Below are 21,525 nucleotides of genomic sequence, written 5' to 3' on the forward strand. Positions count from 1 at the left end.
CTCAGCGGCGACGCACGGCGGTCACGGCGAAGCCGCGCGACCGATTGCTGCCCAGTGCACCGACGGCGGTGACAGATCCGACCGGAAATCCGGCCGCATCGCAGCCGTCGGGCAGCGGGAGAACCTGTCCGCGGTCGTTGGTGCCGAGGATGTCGCGCCACAGCTTGGCAGCCCGGCACCGCTCTGCATCGAGCGCCGCGTAGGCCTCGCGGGCCAGACGCTCGAAGGTCTGACCCGCCGAGGTCCACTCCCAGGGTTCGAGGACGGGCTTGAGCGGCGTGCCGAGCACGGGGTCGGGCAACCCGCCGACAGCACTGTCGATCAACCGCGCCCCGACGTGTTTGAAGGTCGAGGCCAGCAGCTGGGGGTAGGAGGTTCCTGTGACGAGCCGTTCGTTCCACACGTAGTAGGCGGCGATCTCGACGAACAGGCCACCCGGGCGCTGGCCGCCGAGGTGGACGTGCCGGACCTGCCGCAGCAACCGCACGACCGGCCGGTAGGCGTTCGCCCCGCCGACCGTCGGGCTCCACGACGCAGTGGCCAATGTGTTCGTGTCGTCAGCGAACTGCACCGGATCGGTCTTGATCCAACGCTTTTCGTCGCTGTCCCACTTGTCACGATCCCGATTCGGGATAGCCCAGTGGCTCTGGCAGCGCACCGCCGGCACCGCGTCGATAGCGAACGCGACATCGCTAAAGTGGGCCTCAGGGTCGGGGAAGTCGATCTTGAGCGACCGCGCCTGACGAGTCACGCGGCCCCCCTCATCTTCTCCCTTCACACCGTACCCATCGACCAGCACCCGCTCGACGGCGTCGTAGATCTTCTCCGGACTGTGCCGCACGGAGAGATTGTCGAACCGCAGAAAGACGTCGACATCCTTGCCCGGATATCGCGCAGTCTGGCGCGCGTAGGAACCGATGAGTCGCGTGTCGATGCCCCAGCCACGCAGCTCAGCGTCAGCCTCGAGCAGGTCACGCACCTCGGAGTGTGCGGCGATTGCGCGGTCACGTTTGTCCCCGTGAATGCTGACGTTGCGCACCGCCTGCGCGAACTCCTCGTTAAGCAGATCTGTCATATTCCGTTCCTCCGTGACACCTTCTTAGACAGTAGGTTGTGCCTCCGACAGGTCGACCTCGGCAGCGGCACCCATCGAGGGGTCTCCGCTGCGGTCGGACGGCTGCCGCGTGGGCCACCGTTGTTGGATACATGGTGTGCGCCTCCTGGGCGGAAATCGAGCTTGGTTGATCGACAAGGGTTTCGAAGGCAGGACGGCCCCGGCGCCGCCGAGACCGTCCCACCGATCCGAGCTACTTGTGCGGGAGCGCGAGCAGGTTGTTCTTCCAGTAACCGTCGGCCTGTGTCTGCACGTACTTCGGCCCCGACGCGGGGGCCCGTACGTAGACGTCGACCCGGCGGCCGCCTTCGTCGACAAAGGCCTTGCCGCCGTCCTCGATGAACTCGACCACCGCAGCACGCGTGCTGGAACCGGTCTCGTTGTTCACCTGGTTGGTCCACCACAGGTTCGTGATGTGCTGGTGAGTAGTACCGCCCGACAGGCGAATTGCGGTAATGCGAATGGCCACGGGGGCCTCCAATCAGTTCTGTGTCGATCCGTGCGGGATTGCGCAGATCGGGGATTGGGGCCGTACACTCATGGCTGTTGTACCGGGTCGTATATCGGCCCCCGGTTGGACGAGCATTGCCGTGCTCGTCCAACCTTTTTTCCGTGGTCTAGGTTTCGGTCCGCTCCTCTCTCCGGCCGTTCAGGTGGGACGCCGGCTCATCCGCCGGCCACGGCTCGCCGACCTTGCGACCGAGCCTGACCGTCGTCGGATCCACACTCTGGGGTCGCGGAACAGCCAGACTCAGACGAGTGCGGGCCGCCCACCTATCCACCGGCCGTTCGCCGTTCCCATCACCGTCCAGCGGGGCCGCGATGGCGAAACCGATGCTGGTGTACTCGTCCGCAGTGCTCTCATGGCCGTCGCGGTCGACCAACGTGATGTCTCGACGGCAACAGTCGCAGAGTGATCCGAGTACGTAGGAGACCGTCGCTGGTACCGCGCAGAAGGCGTCCGACGACGAAATATGCTGCATGGCAACGAATTCAAATTCTGCGAGGTCGAGTCGCATGTGCTTGCCCCTGAGCGACCTCATCAGGAACTTCCACACCGGTAACAGCTCGCGCAGCGACTCAATGGAGACCCCGATCCTGCGCATGTACAGCAGCCAGGTCATCAGTTCCACTACGACCTTGGGATAGACGCCCGCGCTCCGAGACCCGAGGCGCGCGCTCAGCGGTATCAGCCCGGAGGACATGTAATACGTCAGGTTGCGATCGGAAACTTTGAAACCGGCCTCCCGCACCTCGTTGAGGAGTTCGGTCTTCGTCACCAAGTCCGTCCCATCCTGTAACTCCAGGAATTCCATGAAGCCGTTAACCTCGTGCGACATCGATACACCTCCACCCAGGTCATCTACACCATTACTGTATCACACCAATGTGATCATGAAGGTTTGCACGGCGATAGTGGTGAGGACGCCAGCGGTGGTGTCGGAGGCCCTACGGGCTCCGCGGGGAATCCGGCCCCGGCTGGGGAACTGCTCTCAACACGCAGCTCGAATAAGGAACTGCCGGCCGTGCTGGGCTTCGGCCCCACCAACAGCATCGTGGCCTACACGCTGCACCGCGATTCGATTCGACATCACTGTCTCGGTCGAACGAGCCGCGAAATTCCCGGCCACCGTCAACCTGCGACCCGAGACCAGCCACGCCGCCGTGCTCCTGGCCGTCTGCGACCAGGCCCACGAATGGCACGCCCTCACTATCCTCGACGCCGTGAGCGTGGCACTGCGTGCCGCCGGGATCCCCGTCCTGCGCCGGATCATGACCCGCGATGTCACCACCGAAGGGCACTGGTATGACCCCGACAGCGGCGCCACCGGCCCCACCTATCCCTATACCGACTCGCTCGTCACCGCCCACCGAGTCCTCGGCGGTGAGCGCGTCAGCCCCGGCCGCGGCGACATCGAAGCCGAATTCGCTTACCTGCCCGCAGCACCACCGATGGCTTTGGGAGACCACGGCGAGCTCGTGATCCAGGTTGCCCAAGAGATCACCGACGCCCTCGAAGGGCACCCCATCAACCGCAGCCTGCCCACCCGCGCCGGCATCGCCATCACCGCCGACGTCGCCGTGCGCGACGCCATGATCGCCGCCGCCGCCCAACACACCGATACCGCGGCCTACCTGTGGACCCACATCGCCCGGCGGCTGCGGGGTCAGCCCCGCGCCGAGGCACTTACCATCGCTGCCGCCTGCTACTGCTTCCTGGGCGACACCGTTCGTGCCGGCATCGCCGCAGACGCGGCACTGGGTGAAGCCCAAGCCACGCAGACCCCGCCACCACGACTTGCTCTCATGCTGCTGACCGCGCTGCGCTCGGGCCTAACGCCTCACCAGATCAGCCGCGCCATCGTCGACGCCACCAACAGCGACTAACCCTCACCATTCCCCGGGCCCGGCCAGCACCTGCATCCGCGGGGTTGGCCGGGCCCCCTTTTTCCTTCCCGCATTTCTCACCAACCCACGCAGCGCGCGCCACCGCTCGCCAGGACTTCGCCACCGGCGCGCTCTAGGGTGCCCGCCGGCCGCCTGGGCCTCGTCGCTAGCAATTGGGCTCCCAGACCCCACGCGGGACACTCTCCGCCGCGACGACACCGCCCCGCCACACCTCGGCCGCTGCCAGTCCTCAAAAGCGTCACACCGTTGGCCTCGTGCGCCCGTTCCCTCAACACCACACGCGCTCCGACGACGCGCGCCACCAACCGGCGGCGCGTCCGATTGTGTTGCCGGTCAGCGGCTTACCACAGTGTCGGATCGGTGGAACCGAGCAGCGCTGCCTCGACAGCCTCTGCGTCCCATCCGTGGCGCACCGCTTCGCGTAGCGCCACCGCCCGGGCACGGCGTGCGTTGAGCCCATGATCGCCGCGGCGCACGACTACCCGGCCGCCGCCGCGGCCGGCGCGCGCCATCATCACCATGTTGTCGCGTTGTGAGCCAGCGATCACGTGCAGCAGACCGAGCTCTCCGGGCTGACTCGCCCGCACACATACCGGGTTGTCGCAGCCGTGCAGCGCACGCACCCACGGCTCCAACGCCTCACCGTTCAATGACGCGGCCAGCGCGTAACGATTGGCGCGCACCATGACCCGTGTGCCACCGCGGCGCAGCCAAAATCGGCCGTAACCGTCCGCCCCGATCGCCGAACACCAGATCGCGCAATCCTGCGTGCCCGGACCGCGAACGACGTTGTCCTCGAACCGCTCTAGCTCCTCGCAGTGCACGTGCGGGTCCACCACGAGGCGTAGCGGTTGCGAAACCCCCATGACTCCCACTTGCTTTCGGCTCCAGCGGCCCCAGACCGCCCGTCGCCGCCATCATCGCAGCGCGCACCGACACAAGCCCCCGACCGCGCTAGGTCCGCGCTGACACCGGCTCCGGTGTGAGCCCTCCGGCCTGCGTAGCGTGCGCGTCCATCTCGCTGGCCACGAGACTTTCTGCCGGCGCCGCCAGCGGTGCCGCCGTGCCCGCACTCGCGGGGATCTCGACCTGCGCCGTCACCGCCTCCGGCGATTCGGCTTCCCGGATCAACTCCCGCACTGCTTTCTCGCTGATCCCTGCCAACCGCGAGATCTCGCGCAGCGTCTCCCCGCGATCACGCAGCGACCGCAGCGCCGTCCCGCACGCCAGGCGCTGGCCCGCGCGCCGCTGCGCGGCCTGCTCGGTCAACGCCTGCTGCCGCTCGGCCAGCCACACATCGACCGCCTCAGCGCGATCCCTCGCGTCGAAGAACGCCGCGAGATCCTCCACATTGGCCTTCGTGCGCCGGATGACCTCTTCGGCCGCGGCGGCCGCGGCTTCGCGCGCCGCCCGCCGGGCCTGTTTGCTGACCGTCTTGTTTCCCATGTCTGCCACGCTAAAGCCCGCAAAACCCTTACGCCGCACCCGAACACAACAATCTCCGCCACCATCGTCCTCCGGATGCCCGGACCCGACCGCTCACCACACCAGCCCACCATCACTTAGGGCACCCTAACTCCAACCGGCCACCGAACATCAAACCTCTTGCACCCAGGGACTGGTGCGGACGTCACCGTTAGTGAGGCACCCGTCAGCGACGCGATTTTGGTGGTGCGCGGCCGTCGCATAACGCCGAGGCCCGTGTGAGAGTCGTAGTCGTGGTGATGTCGCGGTGATGGGCTTGCACAAGCTGACCGCCGGAGACGGGTACATGTACCTGATCCGGCAAGTCGCCGCCGCCGATGCCACCGACCGCGGGCGCCCCAGCCTGTCCGATTACTACAGCACCAAGGGTGAATCCCCCGGGGTATGGATGGGCCACGGCCTGGCCGCGTTGGGCCGGCCTGTCTCGCGCGATCCGGCCGATCCGATCGTGGCCGACCTGTGGAGGGTCGCGGACGGATCGCAGGTCAGCGAGGACCAAATGAAAGCCCTCTTCGGAGAAGGCCTGCACCCCAACGCCGACCGCATCACCCGGCATCTGATCGGGCTGGGATTAGGTCACGCACCGGCGATCGCCGCCACGCGGCTGGGTCGCCCCTTTGCCATCAACACCAGCGAAAACCAATTCGTCACCCGGTTGCGCCAGGCCTACCGCGACTACAACAGCACCGTCGGCGCAGGCGAACACGCCAGCATCGCCGCCGATATCCGGGCCGGTATTCGCACTGGGCTCGCGCGCGAAATGTTCACCGAAACCTATGGGCGCCCGGCGGCTGATGACCGTGAGTTGTCGGGTTTCATCGCGCGGGGTTCACGGGCGGCCACCAGCGCGGTGGCCGGCTATGACCTGACGTTCACCCCGGTCAAGTCCGTCTCGACGTTGTGGGCGATCGCCCCGACACCGATCGCCGCTGCGGTCGAGGAATGCCACCATCAAGCCGTCGCCGAAACGCTGGATTTTCTGGAGCAACATGCCGCGTTTTCGCGGATGGGAGCCCATGGTGTGGCCCAGGTCAACACCACCGGTTTGATCGCGGCGGCCTTCGATCACCGCGACAGCCGCGCCGGGGATCCCAACCTGCACACCCACCTGGTGATCAGCAACAAAGTGCACGCGATCGCCGCCGATGGCATCCCACGCTGGCTGGCCCTGGACGGCACGCCGCTGTATCACGCCACGGTGGCGGCCTCGGAGCTGTACAACACCCGCCTAGAAGCCCTGGCGATCGCCACACTGGGTGTGCGCTTCGCTAACACCGACACCAAACCCGGTCGGCGGCCGGTGCGCGAAATCGTCGGTATCCCGGCCGAGCTGATCGAGAAATACTCCTCGCGCAGCGCGGCCATCAACCACCGGGTGGGCGAGCTGGCCAAGGCGTTTCACACCGCCCACGGGCGTGAACCGACCATGGTCGAGATGCTGGCGCTGTCCCAGCAGGCCACCTTGGAAACACGGCAAGCCAAGCACGAACCGCGCTCGCTGGCCGAGCAGCGCCACGCCTGGCGCGTGCAGGCCGTCGAGGTCCTCGGGAGCCAGCGAGCCCTGACCGCCATGCTCGCCAGCGTCACCAATCAGAGCATCTCCCCACAGGTCGAGATTACCGATGAATGGATCAGCGAGCAGGCCGCGGCGGTGATCGCCACCGTCGCCGCCAACCGGGCCACCTGGACGGTGAACCACGTGCGCGCCCAGGCCCAACGCGCGCTGCGCTACGCCAACCACCCGGGCGGCCCCGACCTGGTCAACCGCATCGTCGCCAGCGCGCTCAGCGCACACAGCATCGCGTTGACCAGCCACACCGACACCGAAAAAAAAGAGCCAGCGCCGCTGCGGCGGCGCGACGGTTCCAGCGTCTACACCCGCCATGACACCACCGTCTACACCAGTGCCGCCATCCTGGCGGCCGAGCGGCGCATTCTGGCCGCTGCCACCCTGGGCGACGGGCGCACCGTGGATGACACCAGTATCGGTGTAGCCCTGGCCGAAACCCACGCGAAGTACGGGCTGGAACTCAACCACGGGCAAGCGGCCCTGGTGCGGGAGATGGCCACCTCGGGGGCCCGCGTGCAGCTTGCGCTGGCGCCGGCGGGCACCGGCAAAACCACCGCCACCGCCGCGTTGGCGGCCGCGTGGCGCAACAGTGGCGGCACCGTCGTCGGCCTGGCGCCCACCGCCGGCGCCGCCGAAGTCCTCGGCCGAGACCTCGCCGCGCCGACTGACACCATCGCCAAACTCATCCAACTCTGCGGCACCGGCCGCAGCGCCCCCGCCCCCTTCGACGACCCAGCTCGAGGGTGGTTCGACCGCATCGGTGCTGACACTCTGCTCATCGTCGACGAAGCCGGCATGGCGTCCACCTGCGATCTGGACACCCTCATCGCGCACGCGCTGGCGTGCGGGGCCAGCGTGCGCCTGATCGGTGATGACCAACAACTCGCGTCGGTCTCGGCCGGCGGTGTCCTGGCCGACCTGGCCCAGCGCTCTGAGACTGTCACGCTGAGCACCGTGGTGCGCTTCACCCACCCCGACACCGGCACGGCCGAAGCCGCCGCCAGCCTGGCCCTGCGCGCCGGCGACCCCGCCGGAATCGGCTTCTACATCGACCACCACCGCGTCCATGTCGGCGCCGACGCGACCGCCGCCGACCTCGCCTACACCGCCTGGGCCGCCGACCGCGCCGCCGGCCGCGACTCCATCCTGTTAGCCCCCACCAATGATCTGGTCGCCGCGCTCAACGAACGCGCCCGCCTCGACCGACTCACCCACACCCCCAACCCCGCCGCCCCGAACAGCCGCACGAACAGTCCGGCGTTAGCGGCGACCGTGACCCTGGCCGACGGGTTGATCGCCTCGGCGGGCGACTGGGTCGCCACCCGCAAAAACGCCCGCTGGCTGCGCACCACCACGCATGGCGCCTGGGTGAAAAACGGGCACCGCTGGATGATCCGCACCGTGCACGACGACGGGTCGATCACCGTCGTACCGCTGCGCGGTCCGGCCACCCCGGTACGGCTCCCCGCCCGCTACGTGTCCACCTCCACCACGCTCGGTTACGCCTCCACCATCAACGCCGCCCAAGGCATGACCGCCGGGCACCAAGAGACCGAAGGCACCTGCCACACCGTCATTTCCGACCGCCTGACCCGCCAACAGCTCTACGTCGCCGCCACCCGCGGCCGCACCGAAAACCACTTCTACGGCTCCACCGCCGAAGCCGACCCGCACCGCATCCTGACCCCCAAAGCCACCCACCCACCCACCGCCGTGGACGTCTTGACCGCCATCGTGGGCCGCGACGGCGCCCAGCACTCCGCGCACACCCTGGCCGCCGCCGACACCGACCCCTTCACCCGCCTGCACCGCGCCGCCGACATGTACTGCGACGCGCTGTCCGCGGCCGCCGAACACCACGCCGGCCCCGAGGTCATGTCGCGCATCGACACCGCCGCCACCCGCCTGGGCCACCACCTGACCGATGCCCAAGGCTGGCCCGTGTTGCGCCGTAACCTCGCCCTGCTCGCCGTCGAAGGACACGACCCCATCGACGCGCTGCACCAGGCCGCAGCCACACCACTAGGCGATGCGCGCGACCCCGCCGCCGTCCTGGACTGGCGCCTGCCCACCCCCAGCGGGGCCGGCCCGACACAGCGCGGACCGCTGCACTGGCTGCCCGCCATCCCCGACGTGATCACCACCGACCCGACCTGGGTGACCTACCTGAAGGCGCGCGCCGACCTCGTGCACGACCTCGCCCACCAGATCCGCGACACCGCCCGCGCCTGGGACGCCGCCACCTGCCCGGCCTGGGCGCGTCCCCTGCTCGACGGCAGCCCTCACCTGCTCGCCGAGATCGCGGTCTTCCGCGCGTCCCACGACGTCGATCCCGCCGACACCCGTATCACCGGACCGCAACAGCACGCCAACCGCTCCGCGGTGTTCCAGCACGCCATCCATTCGCGCCTCGATGCCGCCCTGACCCGCGCGGGAGCCAACACCGCCCGGTGGCGCGGGCTCGCGGCCACCGTCGACCCCCACCTCACCGACGATCCGTACTGGCCGCGGCTGGCCACCCACCTCGAGGGGGCCGCCCGCGCCGGCGCCGACATCCCGGCCTTAGTACGTGATGCGGCCGAGCTGGGTCCGCTGCCCGCGGAGATGCCCGCCGCCGCACTGTGGTGGCGCCTCGCCGGCACCCTGGCGCCCCCCTCACTCGAGGGCACCGACACCACACTGCGACCAGAATGGGCTACTGACCTGCACCAGCTGCTGGGCACCCGCATCGCCGAAGCCATCATCACCGACCCCGCCTGGCCCGCCCTGGTCGCCGCGGTCACCGCCGCCAACTGGCCCCCCTACGACCTGCTCGCTGCCGCCGCCGAACACCTGCACGACATCGCCGACACCCAGCCGATCCGGCCACACGAATACGCCCGCCTGCTCACCTACCGGATCGAACTGCTCACCCACCACGCCGCCACCATCGACCCCGACATCGGCGTCGCGGAGTTGCATGATCCCCCGCCCGACCCGCACGACTGCTCCTACGGCGTGCCCGACGACGACCTCGGTGGCCTCGACTTCCACGACCTGCCGACCGTGCGGCCCGCCGCACCCGCCTGCGTCGACGACATCGACATCGCGGCGTTGCGCGCCCAACGTGACGCCGCTCATCGCCACGCCCGCCAACTCGCCGCCGCCATCCTGCGCGGTGGCGGCGGGCCCGCCGAACTCGCCGCCGCGCCCGCACTGGCGCAGCTGCACCAACGCCACCTCGCCCAACGCCCCTACCACCACGCCCTCGCCAGCGCGCACAGCCGCTGGATTCACGCCGAAGACACCGCCGAGCTGCACCGCCGACTGCTCACCCAACTCGGCGCCGCAATCGCCGCGGCCACCGAACGCGGCGATCACGACGCCGCCGGCCGCTACCAGCACCACCACGCCCACGTCAGCGAACAGACCGAGCTTGTCGACGCCGCGGTGCGCACCGCCCGCGAGCGCCTCGACGCAGCTCGCAACGACCTTATCGACGCCGCCGGCGGCGTGACCGGCATCGTCACCGAAGCCCACCTGCACGCCCGCCGCGCCCAAGCCGTGCGGACCGACACCGACGCCCTCAACGCCGCCCGCCGCCACACCCGCACCCTGGATGACCAACTCGCCCGCGCTGAAGGCGCCGCGGCGCGATCGCTGGCCCAAAGTCCCGCCCACACGTACGATCTCGGCGCCGACCTCGACCAACTACAGGCCGAAATCGACTTCCTTCAGGTCGCCGCCGCGGCCAGCCCCGCCGCCCTCTACACTGCGCCGCCAGCCGCGCTCGACCGCCTCGACGACCAGCAGCGCCGCGCTGTCACCGCGATCACGACCAACATCCACAGTGTCCAACTGCTCCACCTGCACCCCGGTGCCGACACGACCGCCGCCGTGGGCGCCCTCGCCGACACCGCCCACCACCACAACAGGCCCATCGTCGCGCTGACCGACCGCGACAACCCCACCGACCGCGCCTACGCCGACACCACCACCAGCATCGACACCTACCGCAACGACCTCACCGCCACACGGCCCACACCATCGCGGGGCAGCCTGATCATCGTCGACCACGCGCACACCCTCACCGCCGAACAGCTGAACTGGCTCGCCCACCACGCCGCCGACACCAACACCAAACTCGTACTCATCGCCGCAGACGACAAGCAGCCCACCCACACCCTGTTCGCCGTACTCACCCACGACACCGGCCGCACCCAACACCTCGGCAACCCCGGCACCGGACACCAGCAACCCAGCACCGCCATCGAGCGCGCTGAACACCACCTCGCCACCACCAACACGCCCAGCCCCGAACGAAACCGCGCTGCCGAGCTGCTACGCCAACGCGCCCGCATCCTCGCCGAGCTACGCGAGATCGCCGCCGTCCCAAAACGATTGGCGGCGATCACCGAACGCAACCGCACCCGCGGTCGCGATCAAGACCGCAGCAGCGGCCTGGAGCTCTAATTGTGACCGGTGTGCCACGTCGTCGAATCGATGGCGGAACTCGTGTGACGCGTGCGGTGCGATATCGAGTGGTGCAGCGTGATAGCCGACCCGCGACAGCGGCCTGCGCAATGCGTTTGGCTCACGCCTGAGAGCTAGCCACCTGCCGCGCTGCCCTTAGTACCAGTATGAAATCCGTCGTGTCCGTTGCAGCGCCGAGCACCTCGATCGGGGCTTGGTCGTCGAGGCGGGTGTTCGTGCCGAACAGCCACGCCTTGGCCGTCGTCTCGCCGTAAGCGTCCACGAGCATCCGGACCACTTTGTAGCCCTCACGCAACCGACGCTCCGTCGGTCCGTGCGGTCGCGGACCGTCTATGCGGGTATACCGGCCGATCTGCTTCGCATCGGCCAGACCGGCGATCGCGGCGGCGACACGCTGGCCCACTGTGTCCTGCAAATATGCGGCAATGTCGCCTATCGACAGCGACGCCGCCTCACGATCAAGTTTGTGTGCCGCAGCGGCGGTCAGAACAGGCATTCAGCACTCCACGTGTCTCTGCAGGACCCGGACCATCCGGACAAAACCCTACCTCTGCAGGGGCTATAAACAACACTCTAAACAACACCTAACGATTGTGTAGGACCGGGACAGCAGCAGCCCGGCACCCACGGTGGCGGTGGCGCACCATCGCCAGCCCCCATTGCCAACGATCCCGGCAGGCCTTGACGCCTCGGTGCACGACTTCGTCGACGTACGGGACTACGCCGCCAGCTGGCCGCGTATCCGCGCTTCCGCCCGATGTCAGCCGAGTCGACTATCTTGAAGGAACTTCACTGAAGGTGGTGTTCTGAGTGACCGAGTCGCAGAAGGTCAAGCGCCGGGTCAAGGCCGTGCGCGCGACCCGCCGCAGCACCGAACTCGAAGGTTCCCGCAGCACCGACGCCACGCGCGCCGACCAGGTCGCCTATGCCCGCGGAACCCTCACCGCTGCTGAGCTGCGCGATCGCGTCCGGCGCCGGTACAACCTGAAAGAGACTTGACGCGGGTCATCGGAACTCAGCGCCGCGTCGGGTAGGTCGGCCCTATCGCCTTGATCCGCGACCAGTCGCGTGGTGGGAGGAGCTTGGGATGATCGTGTGTAGATCATCGAGTGTCATGGTTCCCTCCCAGGGATGCAGCGGTGCGGCCGGAATTTAGGCGGCGTGGCGACAGAGTAGGCGCCGGTACCGACAGATCTCACGAATTTGAGGAAGGGCTGCTGGCCATACCGGTGCCGTTCACCCGGGACCACAGCACCTGCTGCACCGTGAGCCCATCCGAGGGTTCCGGCTCGGCCGGCAACAGGACACCGCGAGGTCCGCGCGTCGCGATCAGCTCGCCGATCGGGGCCAGGTATTTCTCCCACAGCGTGTCCCGCAGCGCTTTGACGTGCTCGCAGAACTCGACGACCAACGGGGACCCCTCGACGGGCCCACCCGAAGGCGACACCGACACACGGATAGAGTCGAGGACATCAGGAGCCGCGTCGAGGTAGTCCGCGCAGACGGCGACGGCCTCGAGATCACGGGACCGGCGGTGCGCAACATGATCGTGCCGCCAACTCATCAGGGTCTCGTGGAACTGCGCGCCACGATCACCACGTGCGGCGTGCAGCAGATCCTCGTAATCGATGTTGCGCCGCTTCTCGCTGACCGCCATCCGCCCGTAACTGACGATGGCGGACTCCCACAGCGCACGCCGGTGGAATACGTCGGCCGCGACATCGGGCACTTTGGTCCTCGCGGCGAGCACCATGTCGACGTGGATCAGGTCCGACCACAGCGAAGCCCACTTGCCGAGCCGGTTCGCGTCAGACTCATCGAGCTTCATTCTCCGGACCCGGTAGGTCTCATCCGCCATGAGCTGATGATGCCTGACGCGGGTGACAGGACACGCCGTCACGCTGCATCGGCGGGGAGCACCACCGGGATCACGGCCAGTTCGATGCGGCGATCGCCGTCATCCGCGCTGAAGACGTAGTCGGCCCGACGTTCGTCATCGGTCGCATGGACGGTCAACAGGTGTCGTGGGTGCTCGCGCACAGCTTGGTGGAGCCGACCGATGATGTCGCTTGCCTTCGTGTTCTTGATGAACACGATCAATGCTGCCTTGGTGTCCCGCCAGACGAGGTAGCTCAGCAGCTGGTCGAGCGCCGCGGTGGCCCTTGAGGCGCCGCCCCAGACCTTGCACTCGGCGATGAATGCGTTGCGGCCGTCTTCGCGGATCAGGATGTCGGTCTTGCCCTCGCCGTTGAACAGCTCACCTCCCGCGGCGCCTCGCCAGTATCCGTTCAGTGTGCCGAGCAGCAGATCCCGTAGGGCCTCCTCGCCGAGTGCGCGGATCGGGGGTGTGCACGTGCGTTCCAACGAACGTGCCCAGTTCTCCACGACGTCGAGGATGTCCTGGTAGATCGCCTCGTCGAGCACGGGCTCGGGTGTGAACTCCGCCGAAGCTCGACGCTGCTGCAGCGGAACCTGTCTGCGCCGGGCCGGCACAGGAGGCCGTTGCACGCCCGTAGGCGTGATCGGGATGTTCAGCGCGGCGCTGATCCGCCGGTTCTCGGTGATCCGTGCACGCCGTGCTTCGGCGGCCTGCTTGAGCTCGCGCTCCACGGCTGTTCGGTGGACCGCCACGTCGTGGTTCGCCCATCCGATCCGCCTGTCGACGTCCTCGCGCACCTCCGCCATCTGTCGCTCCACGAACTCGGTAGAGAGCTCGGGTGACTCGATTGCGAGCTGGACACTGTCGTCCCTGATCGTCCCGCGGTCGGGTCCCAGCGTGAACTGTGACGCCTGCCGACGGAGTATCTCGGCGGTTCCCGTCAGCGGCCAGGAGATGGTGATGCGGCGGCCCGGAATACGATAGTCGCGACGTTCCCCGAACTCCATGGTGGTGCGTTCTATCGTCATTTCCTGCACCGGGGTTCCGCTGACAGCGGTCCAGTCGACCGAGACCGGTTCGGGCACATGCCGCGCGAGGAGACCGTGCACCAACACCTCGAGGTTCTCGCGCAACAGGGTGTCGGCGTCGAGACGGTCGAGTTCGTCGAACGCAGCCCGAGCGCTCCGCCCGAGCAGCTCGGCCAACTGCGGCCCGCGCATGGAACCGTTCATCCGTCGCTCCTTTGCGGCACCGCTTGCACACCGAGCCTATTCCTCGCAACCGACACACCACGTTGCTGACGCGGCGGGTCACCTCCCCTGGGGCTCAGTCCGGAGGCGACTCAGATCGCTCACGTGTCAGTCGGCGACGCCGTGATGAGATGAACGTGTGAGTCGCAACAAACGATCTCGGGATACCGCCCCAAAGGTGGAGCCCCTGTCGTCGGACGCCACGCACGAGGTGGTGTTCTTCAAGCGGCACCGCGACGACGACACAGGGCAGAGCTCACCGGGTTTGGACGTGCTCCTGGGATTTCCCACGAACGTGCGGGCACGCCTCCTCGCGACCCTCGCCGCTGTAGCCAAGGCGCCGCCGAAGCGGTTCGCTGGCGGTGGGCAGTGGGAGGCGATGCACGGAGACATGACCGGCTACTTCGAGGCGCGCGTCACCTCGAAGACCCCGAACGGGAAGTGGCACTACCGGCTGTTCTGCCTTCTGGACTACGACGCGGCGGGAAAGACCTCGCCGCTCCTCACGGTGATCGATGGCGCTGCGAAGCCGTACCGGACGACCCTGCCCGACTCCCGCTACGCCGAGGTGCGTGAACTGGGAGACGAGTATCTCGGGCGCAACCCAAGGCCGCTCGTCACCGAGGACGACATCCGCTCCGCGATGGGGGCGAGCTAGGCGCAGGCCCGCATGGGTCCGGTGATGCGGGTGCGCTCGTCCTCCGACATCGGCGTGAGTGTCACCTTCATGCCCAGCGCCGCTGCGACCTCAGCGATGGTGCTGAGCGTCGGGTTCACCGACTCAGATGACAGAAGACGCCGTACGGTGCTCGGGTCGGAGCCGATCGCGCGGGCCAGCGCCGCCTTGCTCAGCTTCTCCGTTCCCCGCGCTTCGTCGAGTGCGTTGATGATGGAATCGATCGCCTCGATCCGTGCCGACTCGGCGGCGTACGCACGGGCGAACTCGGGGTCGCGACCCTCGAGTTCAAGCAACGTGTTGAACACGTCGTTCATGGCGATCACCTCTTTCGGCTGCGTAGCGTGGATGCAGAGAGCGTAACATAAATGCCACGGTCAAGGGTAGTCGCCAGGCGCCGTTGACTCAGTGCACCGTGTGGCGGACGGCGCTGACGCTGGGGCACGCACGTCGCGCCTTTGTCACAACTGGCGTAATACGCCCTATGTCGCGACGAGACATCGCGAGACGGTTTTCGCAGGTGAGACGGCTCGCGTCCGGGGCGTGACAGGATACTGTGGAACTGCCTGAAACCAGGTTGCTCTGACTACGGATCACGTCCGCTTCCATCCGCCTCTTATCCGCCGCGGAGTTCGGATCGCGTGGTCTCGACTACTAAGACCGGTCCAGTTCGTCCAGCTTGACCAGGACAAACGATCCTTTCCCGGCCGCGCTTCAGCCTGAAAAGCGGAAGGTCGGCGGTTCGATCCCGCCCCTGGCCACCACCGAGTGCCCGACTTGGAAACGGTCGCGGACCTCTGAGTATCAGCAATTCTCAGCCGGTGAGGACGCTGAGGTAGGTATCAGCATCCAGCAGCGCCGCACCGCCCGCGAGGGCCGCGGTCTCCGACTCGTCGACCTGAATGTCGAGCAGCCAGCCGGCGTTGTAGGGGTCGGCGTTCACGAGCTGCGGGCTACCTTCCAGATCGCTGTTGACGGCGGCCACCTTTCCCGACAACGGCGCGTAGAGATCCGACACCGATTTGGTCGACTCGACTTCGCCGAAGGGCTCGCCGGCGACGAGTTCCGCGCCGATGTCCGGCAGTCGCACGAAGACGACGTCGCCAAGAGCCGACTGCGCAAAGTCGGTGATGCCCACCCGTACCGTGCATTCGTCGCTGCGACGAACCCACTCGTGTTCGGCTGTGTAGTACAAGTCGGGCGGGATGTCAGTCACAAGTAATCCTGTTCTGTTCCAGCGGTTCTGGGCTGCGTGCGTTGGCGGACACGGGTTCGGGGCTTGTGCGGTGTGACGAGTGGGTCTTTCGGACGCGGGCCGGTTCACCGCGACGTGCCGCGCCGAGCAGCTCCTCGAGCAGCGTCCACTCGAGGGGCCCTGCCCAGTCCCAGTTTTCTTGTGCGACAAAGCCGCAACGTTTCACTGCGCCATTCCGAGCAGGCCACGGCCGCACGCGTGGAGGATCGTTGTGCTGCGCGGTTATCGAGGCGCAAGTGCGCGCGGCTGCGCCTTGGTTCGGCGCCGACGCAACAAAGACCCGATTGTGCCGAGCCAAGCGCGAAAGCATCGGATCAGTCGGCGCTAGATGGCCCGTTTGAGCTCGTCGGCCATGTTGAGCTGTTCCCAGGGCAGTTCGATGTCGGTGCGCCCGAAGTGCCCGTAGGCGGCGGTCTGGGCGTAGATCGGGCGCAGCAGGTCCAGGTCACGGATGATCGCGCCGGGGCGCAGGTCGAAGACTTCGGGAACGATCTTTTCGATCTTGACCGGGTCGACGGTGGCGGTGCCGAACGTCTCGATGAACAGCCCGACCGGGGCGGCCTTGCCGATGGCGTAGGCCACCTGCACCTCGACCCGCTCGGCCAGCCCGGCGGCCACGATGTTCTTGGCCACCCAGCGCATCGCGTAGGCCGCCGAGCGGTCCACCTTGGAGGGATCCTTGCCCGAAAACGCCCCCCCGCCGTGGCGCGCCCAGCCGCCGTAGGTGTCCACGATGATCTTGCGCCCGGTCAACCCCGCATCACCCATCGGGCCACCCAGCACGAACTTGCCGGTCGGATTGACCAGCACCCGCGTCGCCGAGGAATCCAACGTCTGATGGTCCAACTCCTGCAGCACGGTCGTGAGCACGTGCGTGCGGATGTCGGGATCCAGCGTCTTGTCCAGGTCGATGCCCTCGGCGTGCTGGGTGGAAACCACCACGGTGTCCAGCCGCACCGGCACATCGTCCTCATAGGCGATGGTGACCTGGGTCTTGCCGTCCGGACGCAGGTAATCCAGCGTCCCGTTCTTGCGCACCTCGGTCAGCTTGCGCGACAACCGGTGCGCCAACGCGATCGGCAACGGCATCAACTCCGGGGTGTCGTTGATCGCATAACCAAACATCAGCCCCTGATCACCGGCGCCCTGAGAATCCAGCGGGTCCGCCGCACCCTCCACGCGGGCCTCATGGGCGCTGTCCACCCCCTGGGCAATGTCGGGCGACTGCGCACCGATACCGATGTTCACCCCACACGACGCCCCGTCAAAACCCTTCTCCGACGAGTCATAACCGATGTCGAGGATGCGCGCACGCACCGTGTTGGTGATCTCGGCGAACGCCTCCTTAGCCGTCGTCGTCACCTCACCCACCACATGCACCTGCCCGGTGGTCACCAACGTCTCCACCGCCACCCGCGAGCGCGGATCCTGCGCCAACAACGCATCAAGGACCGAGTCGCTGATCGCGTCACAGATCTTGTCGGGATGCCCCTCGGTCACCGACTCACTGGTAAACAGCCGACCCTTTTCACTCACTGTGTCATCCTTCTGTCAGCCTGCCTTTTCAACTTCCAGGGGTTACGAGGCGGTTCGGTCCCGCGCGTAACCCGCGCCATGTTTTCGGGGTAGCCACAACGTGACGACGCAGGCGGATGGCCGAGTGGCATCCGCAGTTGCCCGCGCACCATCGCGACAACGTCCACCTTTTGCGATCCTCGCGGCCGGCGAGGATCGCCTGGTGTGGCCCGCCGTTCTCAGTGGCGGTGGGCGCTCACGAGCCATGACGGCAGCTGCGCACGGCCGTCATGTCCGATGGTCACATTGCGGTATTCGAAGCCTTCCGGCAACGCAGTCGGGACGTTGATCCATGCGCGCGCGGGTCGGATGTCATCCACGAAAAGATGCTTGCCAACGATGTTTTCCAATTGCTGCTGAGTGAATGGACGCGGGCCAAAGTCGGCGCCGGGCGGGAACGCCTCGGTGGCGAACACGAGAGCAAAAAACTTGCCGCCGGGCCTCAGCGCGCGGGCGCTCGATTCCACGTACGCGTGCCTGAGCCCTTCGGGCAGGCAGTGGAACACGAGCCCGTCGATGACGGTGTTGAAGTACTTTTCATAGCCGGTTGATTTGCTCAGATCGGCCACCTCGAACGTCGCAGTCAGGCCTCGTTCCGCTGCCGCCTTCTTAGCCTTCTCAATGGCGCTGGCAGACCGGTCCAGCCCAACGACTTCGTATCCCTTTTCGGCCAACGCCAATGATGCAGTTCCCACCCCGCATCCAGAATCGAGCACAGGCCCCACGAAAAGCCCCTGCCGTTCCAGAGCGGCCAGTGCAGGCTGCAATTCGCCAATATTCCAGCCGGGATTTCCCGGCGCATATGACGCATTGCCGTCATAGAGTTCATCCCAGTCCACGGTGTTTACGTTAAAAGTAGGCACGCTTTTCAGCCTAAGTGGACGAGGCCGCTCGTCGCAATGCTGTGAGCACTATTTAATAAAGACGACACGCATTTATTCTCTGCGGATAGACCTTTCTGAAAAACAGCTAGGAATAAGCTTTTACCTTCCGTAAAGTTCGAACGGCACCACGTGTGAAAAGTCCGCGTTTGCCGACATTGCAGCGGCGCATAAGGGCGTCAGCCGGGAGCCAAACCACGGCCAGGGCCAAGCGCTGCTAAATTGACCGAGTTCGAATGATGTGGCCCGTTAAAAGACGGTCACATTCGCTTCCGTTATCGCAACCATTTCACCAATTGGGTTGCTTAACTCAGCCGCTGCCCGCCTTGCCTCGTTCACGACCGCCGACGTCGGCGTGCCAGTGGATCCGGGTTGGCTTTCAAGCGCTGGCTTGCGAGTCGTACTAGAAACCCTCGCGGGGTGACCAATAGGAGAGCATCTCGGCGAACGTCTGGAACGCCGGCCTCGACACCCCGTAGGTCGCTTCCAGGTGGATGCTCAGCGGGAAGCCGAGGTCGATGACGCCGTCGATCACGCGCTTGTACAAGTCGACCAGGAGTCGCCGCTTTTCCGCTGGTTCGCTGCCGGCCAGCTTGCGGACGAAGGCCTGCTCGTCGGCCACCGCCGGGTTTCCGGGATCCTGGATCAGCCACCCGATCAGGCCCACGGAGGTTTCGATCCCGGGGACGAAACCGAACGACAGCAGCACCTCTGGGCGATGATCGCTGTGCTCGGCGAAGTCGGCCAGGAAGTCCACGATCGCGTCGGAGTACAACAACTGCGTCATGCCGTACGTGGCGCCGCGGTCGCACTTGAACGTGAAACGGCCATGCTCGCCCTCGCGTGTCGGGATAAGGATTACGCCGCGATTGGGTACCAGGTCCCGATAAATCGATAGCGCGTCGGTGGGCGCGACGCCGGAACCCTCCCCGTCGGTCATCGTGCGCGGGACGCCGACGAACACCACACCCTCCATTCCGGCTCCGCACAGGTCGGCGAGGCGGCTACTCAGCGACGGCTTGTCCATGAAGGCGGTGACCTGCGTGCATAACCCATTGATTGCGGGTAGTTCCGGTTTGATTACCGACCAGAAATCGAGCACGTCCAGCTTCTGCTGCATCGGGACCGGCCGGTCGTCGTCCTCGGCGATCATGCCCGGAATCATCACGTGCCGAATCTGTCCGTCGAGTCCGGAATCGCTGCAGTACTGCGCCACTTTGCGTGCTTCTTCGAATGCCCGCTCGTGACCGCCGTCCAAATTCGGCGGCACCAGCTCGAGCGCGACCGTGTTGAGGGTCACACGCCTCCCCTTTGTCCTGACGATCTGGGCGGGAGCCGAGTCGTCGCACCTACGAAAGATCGACTGTCGCCGTGAGCCGCACGCTGGCGGGTGTGCGGCTGGGCGTCGCGTTCGGCAGGGCAGAAATCAGTAGCGGTAGTGGTCGGCCTTGTAGGGGCCGTCGACGTCGACGCCGATGTATTCGGCCTGTTCTTTGGTGAGTTTGGTCAGCTGGCCGCCGAGGGCTTCGACGTGGATGCGGGCCACTTTCTCGTCGAGGTGTTTGGGCAGCCGGTAGACCTCGTTGTCGTACTCGTCGTTTTTGGTCCACAGCTCGATCTGGGCGATCACCTGGTTGGAGAAGCTGTTGCTCATCACAAACGACGGGTGCCCGGTGGCGTTGCCCAGGTTCAACAGCCGCCCCTCCGACAGCAAGATGATCGACTTGCCGGTGTCGGGGAAGGTCCACACGTCGACCTGCGGGCGGATGTTGACCTTGGTGGCGCCGGACTTCTCGAGCTGGGCGACCTGGATCTCGTTGTCGAAGTGCCCGATGTTGCCCAGCACCGCGTAATCCTTCATCGCCTTCATGTGCGCCAGGGTGATGATGTCCTTATTGCCGGTCGCGGTGACCACGATGTCGGCGGTGCCGATCGCGTCCTCGACCGTGGTGACGTCATAGCCCTCCATCAGCGCCTGCAGCGCGTTGATCGGGTCGATCTCGGTGACCACCACCCGGGCGCCCTGGCCCTGGACCGAATCCGCGCAGCCCTTGCCGACGTCACCGTAGCCGCAGATCAGCACCTTCTTACCGCCGATCAGCACGTCGGTGCCGCGGTTGATCCCATCGATCAGCGAGTGCCGACAGCCGTATTTGTTGTCGAACTTGGACTTGGTCACCGAGTCGTTGACGTTGATCGCCGGAAACGCCAGATCCCCGGCCGCGGCGAACTGATACAGCCGCAGCACCCCGGTGGTGGTCTCCTCGGTCACCCCCTGCACCGACTCAGAGATCCTGGTCCACTTGTCCTTATCGGTCTCAAACCGGCGCCGCAGCAGCTCCAAAAACACCTTCCACTCGCTGGGGTCGTCCTCCTCGGCCGGGGGCACCACCCCGGCCTTCTCGTACTGCGCACCGCGCAGCACCAACATGGTGGCATCCCCGCCGTCATCCAAGATCATGTTCGCCGGCTCATCAGGCCAGCTCAGCATCTGCTCGGCGGCCCACCAATACTCCTGCAGCGTCTCCCCCTTCCAGGCGAACACCGGCACCCCCTTGGGCTCCTCGGGCGTGCCGTAGGGGCCGACCACCACCGCCGCGGCGGCGTGATCCTGGGTGGAAAAGATGTTGCACGACGCCCACCGCACCTGCGCACCCAACGAGACCAGCGTCTCGATGAGCACCGCGGTCTGCACCGTCATATGCAACGACCCAGAAATCCGCGCCCCCTTGAGCGGCTGCACCTCGGCGTACTCGCGGCGCAACGACATCAGCCCCGGCATCTCCTGCTCGGACAGCTCAATGTCCCGCCGACCGTAATCGGCCAACGACAAATCGGCCACCTTAAAATCAATGCCATTGCGGACCTCAGCGGTCAACGAACTTTCGATCGTCGTCATAACGTGACTCATCCTTCTGCGATTTTGGGGCCAAGCCGTCAGTGGGCTGAAGTTTCTGA

Annotated in this window: 18 protein-coding genes; 4 read left to right on the top strand and 14 right to left on the bottom strand. The window is 66.5% G+C overall.

The features are described 5' to 3' along the window. Window position 1: 1 nt before the first annotated feature. The 3 genes from MTAB308_RS20840 to MTAB308_RS20850 form a co-directional block, all read right to left on the bottom strand. Window positions 2-1,039, bottom strand: a complete 1,038-nt coding sequence (locus MTAB308_RS20840) for a nucleotidyltransferase domain-containing protein (protein ID WP_245831460.1) — start codon at window positions 1,037-1,039, stop codon at window positions 2-4. 268 nt (window positions 1,040-1,307) lie between these two features. Beyond that, on the bottom strand, window positions 1,308-1,583 hold the full coding sequence (locus MTAB308_RS20845; protein ID WP_077101738.1) for a DUF3892 domain-containing protein: 276 nt from the start codon (window positions 1,581-1,583) through the stop codon (window positions 1,308-1,310). Between the two features lie 148 nt (window positions 1,584-1,731). Next, window positions 1,732-2,454 carry a hypothetical protein gene (locus MTAB308_RS20850; protein ID WP_077101740.1) on the bottom strand — a complete coding sequence of 241 codons (723 nt, stop codon included), beginning with the start codon at window positions 2,452-2,454 and terminating at the stop codon, window positions 1,732-1,734. Between the two features lie 55 nt (window positions 2,455-2,509). Between MTAB308_RS20850 and MTAB308_RS20855 the strand changes: the two genes are divergently transcribed. Continuing rightward, on the top strand, window positions 2,510-3,502 hold the full coding sequence (locus MTAB308_RS20855) for a DUF4192 family protein (protein ID WP_245831535.1): 993 nt from the start codon (window positions 2,510-2,512) through the stop codon (window positions 3,500-3,502). 362 nt (window positions 3,503-3,864) lie between these two features. Here MTAB308_RS20855 and MTAB308_RS20860 read toward each other — a convergent pair whose 3' ends face one another. Beyond that, window positions 3,865-4,389 (bottom strand): hypothetical protein, encoded by a 525-nt coding sequence (locus tag MTAB308_RS20860; protein ID WP_077101742.1) that lies wholly within the window; start codon window positions 4,387-4,389, stop codon window positions 3,865-3,867. Window positions 4,390-4,477: 88 nt separating this feature from the next. Continuing rightward, complete coding sequence (locus MTAB308_RS20865) at window positions 4,478-4,969, bottom strand: hypothetical protein (protein WP_077101744.1); 492 nt, start codon at window positions 4,967-4,969, stop codon at window positions 4,478-4,480. 289 nt (window positions 4,970-5,258) lie between these two features. Between MTAB308_RS20865 and mobF the strand changes: the two genes are divergently transcribed. Beyond that, entirely contained in the window at window positions 5,259-11,030 is a 5,772-nt protein-coding gene (mobF, locus tag MTAB308_RS30335) for a MobF family relaxase (RefSeq protein WP_077101746.1), read from the top strand. Window positions 11,031-11,151: 121 nt separating this feature from the next. On the opposite strand, the gene MTAB308_RS20875 is transcribed toward mobF, so the two are convergent. Next, window positions 11,152-11,547 (bottom strand): XRE family transcriptional regulator, encoded by a 396-nt coding sequence (locus tag MTAB308_RS20875; protein WP_077101748.1) that lies wholly within the window; start codon window positions 11,545-11,547, stop codon window positions 11,152-11,154. 314 nt (window positions 11,548-11,861) lie between these two features. On the opposite strand from MTAB308_RS20875, the gene MTAB308_RS20880 reads away from it, so the two are divergent. Beyond that, window positions 11,862-12,050 carry an antitoxin VbhA family protein gene (locus MTAB308_RS20880; protein ID WP_077101750.1) on the top strand — a complete coding sequence of 63 codons (189 nt, stop codon included), beginning with the start codon at window positions 11,862-11,864 and terminating at the stop codon, window positions 12,048-12,050. A 196-nt stretch (window positions 12,051-12,246) separates the two neighbouring features. On the opposite strand, the gene MTAB308_RS29445 is transcribed toward MTAB308_RS20880, so the two are convergent. Both MTAB308_RS29445 and MTAB308_RS20890 read right to left on the bottom strand, forming a co-directional pair. Then, a complete protein-coding gene (locus MTAB308_RS29445) occupies window positions 12,247-12,909 on the bottom strand; it encodes a hypothetical protein (protein WP_216823687.1) in 663 nt (220 codons plus the stop codon). 38 nt (window positions 12,910-12,947) lie between these two features. After that, window positions 12,948-14,162 (bottom strand): hypothetical protein, encoded by a 1,215-nt coding sequence (locus MTAB308_RS20890; protein WP_077101754.1) that lies wholly within the window; start codon window positions 14,160-14,162, stop codon window positions 12,948-12,950. A 196-nt stretch (window positions 14,163-14,358) separates the two neighbouring features. On the opposite strand from MTAB308_RS20890, the gene MTAB308_RS20895 reads away from it, so the two are divergent. Continuing rightward, window positions 14,359-14,838, top strand: a complete 480-nt coding sequence (locus MTAB308_RS20895) for a hypothetical protein (RefSeq protein ID WP_077101757.1) — start codon at window positions 14,359-14,361, stop codon at window positions 14,836-14,838. Here MTAB308_RS20895 and MTAB308_RS20900 read toward each other — a convergent pair. The 6 genes from MTAB308_RS20900 to ahcY form a co-directional block, all read right to left on the bottom strand. Further along, the gene (locus tag MTAB308_RS20900; RefSeq protein WP_077101759.1) at window positions 14,835-15,173 is read right to left on the bottom strand and encodes a helix-turn-helix domain-containing protein; all 339 of its coding nucleotides are present in this window, start codon (window positions 15,171-15,173) and stop codon (window positions 14,835-14,837) included. The genes MTAB308_RS20895 and MTAB308_RS20900 overlap by 4 nt on opposite strands. 497 nt (window positions 15,174-15,670) lie before the next feature. After that, complete coding sequence (gene gcvH / locus MTAB308_RS20905; RefSeq protein WP_077101762.1) at window positions 15,671-16,072, bottom strand: glycine cleavage system protein GcvH; 402 nt, start codon at window positions 16,070-16,072, stop codon at window positions 15,671-15,673. 363 nt (window positions 16,073-16,435) lie between these two features. Beyond that, window positions 16,436-17,647 carry a methionine adenosyltransferase gene (gene metK, locus MTAB308_RS20910; RefSeq protein WP_077101764.1) on the bottom strand — a complete coding sequence of 404 codons (1,212 nt, stop codon included), beginning with the start codon at window positions 17,645-17,647 and terminating at the stop codon, window positions 16,436-16,438. Window positions 17,648-17,865: 218 nt separating this feature from the next. Then, a complete protein-coding gene (locus MTAB308_RS20915) occupies window positions 17,866-18,549 on the bottom strand; it encodes a class I SAM-dependent methyltransferase (RefSeq protein WP_077101766.1) in 684 nt (227 codons plus the stop codon). Between the two features lie 421 nt (window positions 18,550-18,970). After that, entirely contained in the window at window positions 18,971-19,867 is an 897-nt protein-coding gene (locus tag MTAB308_RS20920; protein ID WP_077101768.1) for a mycobacterial-type methylenetetrahydrofolate reductase, read from the bottom strand. A 126-nt stretch (window positions 19,868-19,993) separates the two neighbouring features. Beyond that, on the bottom strand, window positions 19,994-21,466 hold the full coding sequence (gene ahcY, locus MTAB308_RS20925; protein ID WP_077101770.1) for an adenosylhomocysteinase: 1,473 nt from the start codon (window positions 21,464-21,466) through the stop codon (window positions 19,994-19,996). Window positions 21,467-21,525 lie beyond the last annotated feature (59 nt).

This window comes from Mycobacterium terramassiliense (genome assembly GCF_900157385.1).
Classification (GTDB): domain Bacteria; phylum Actinomycetota; class Actinomycetes; order Mycobacteriales; family Mycobacteriaceae; genus Mycobacterium; species Mycobacterium terramassiliense.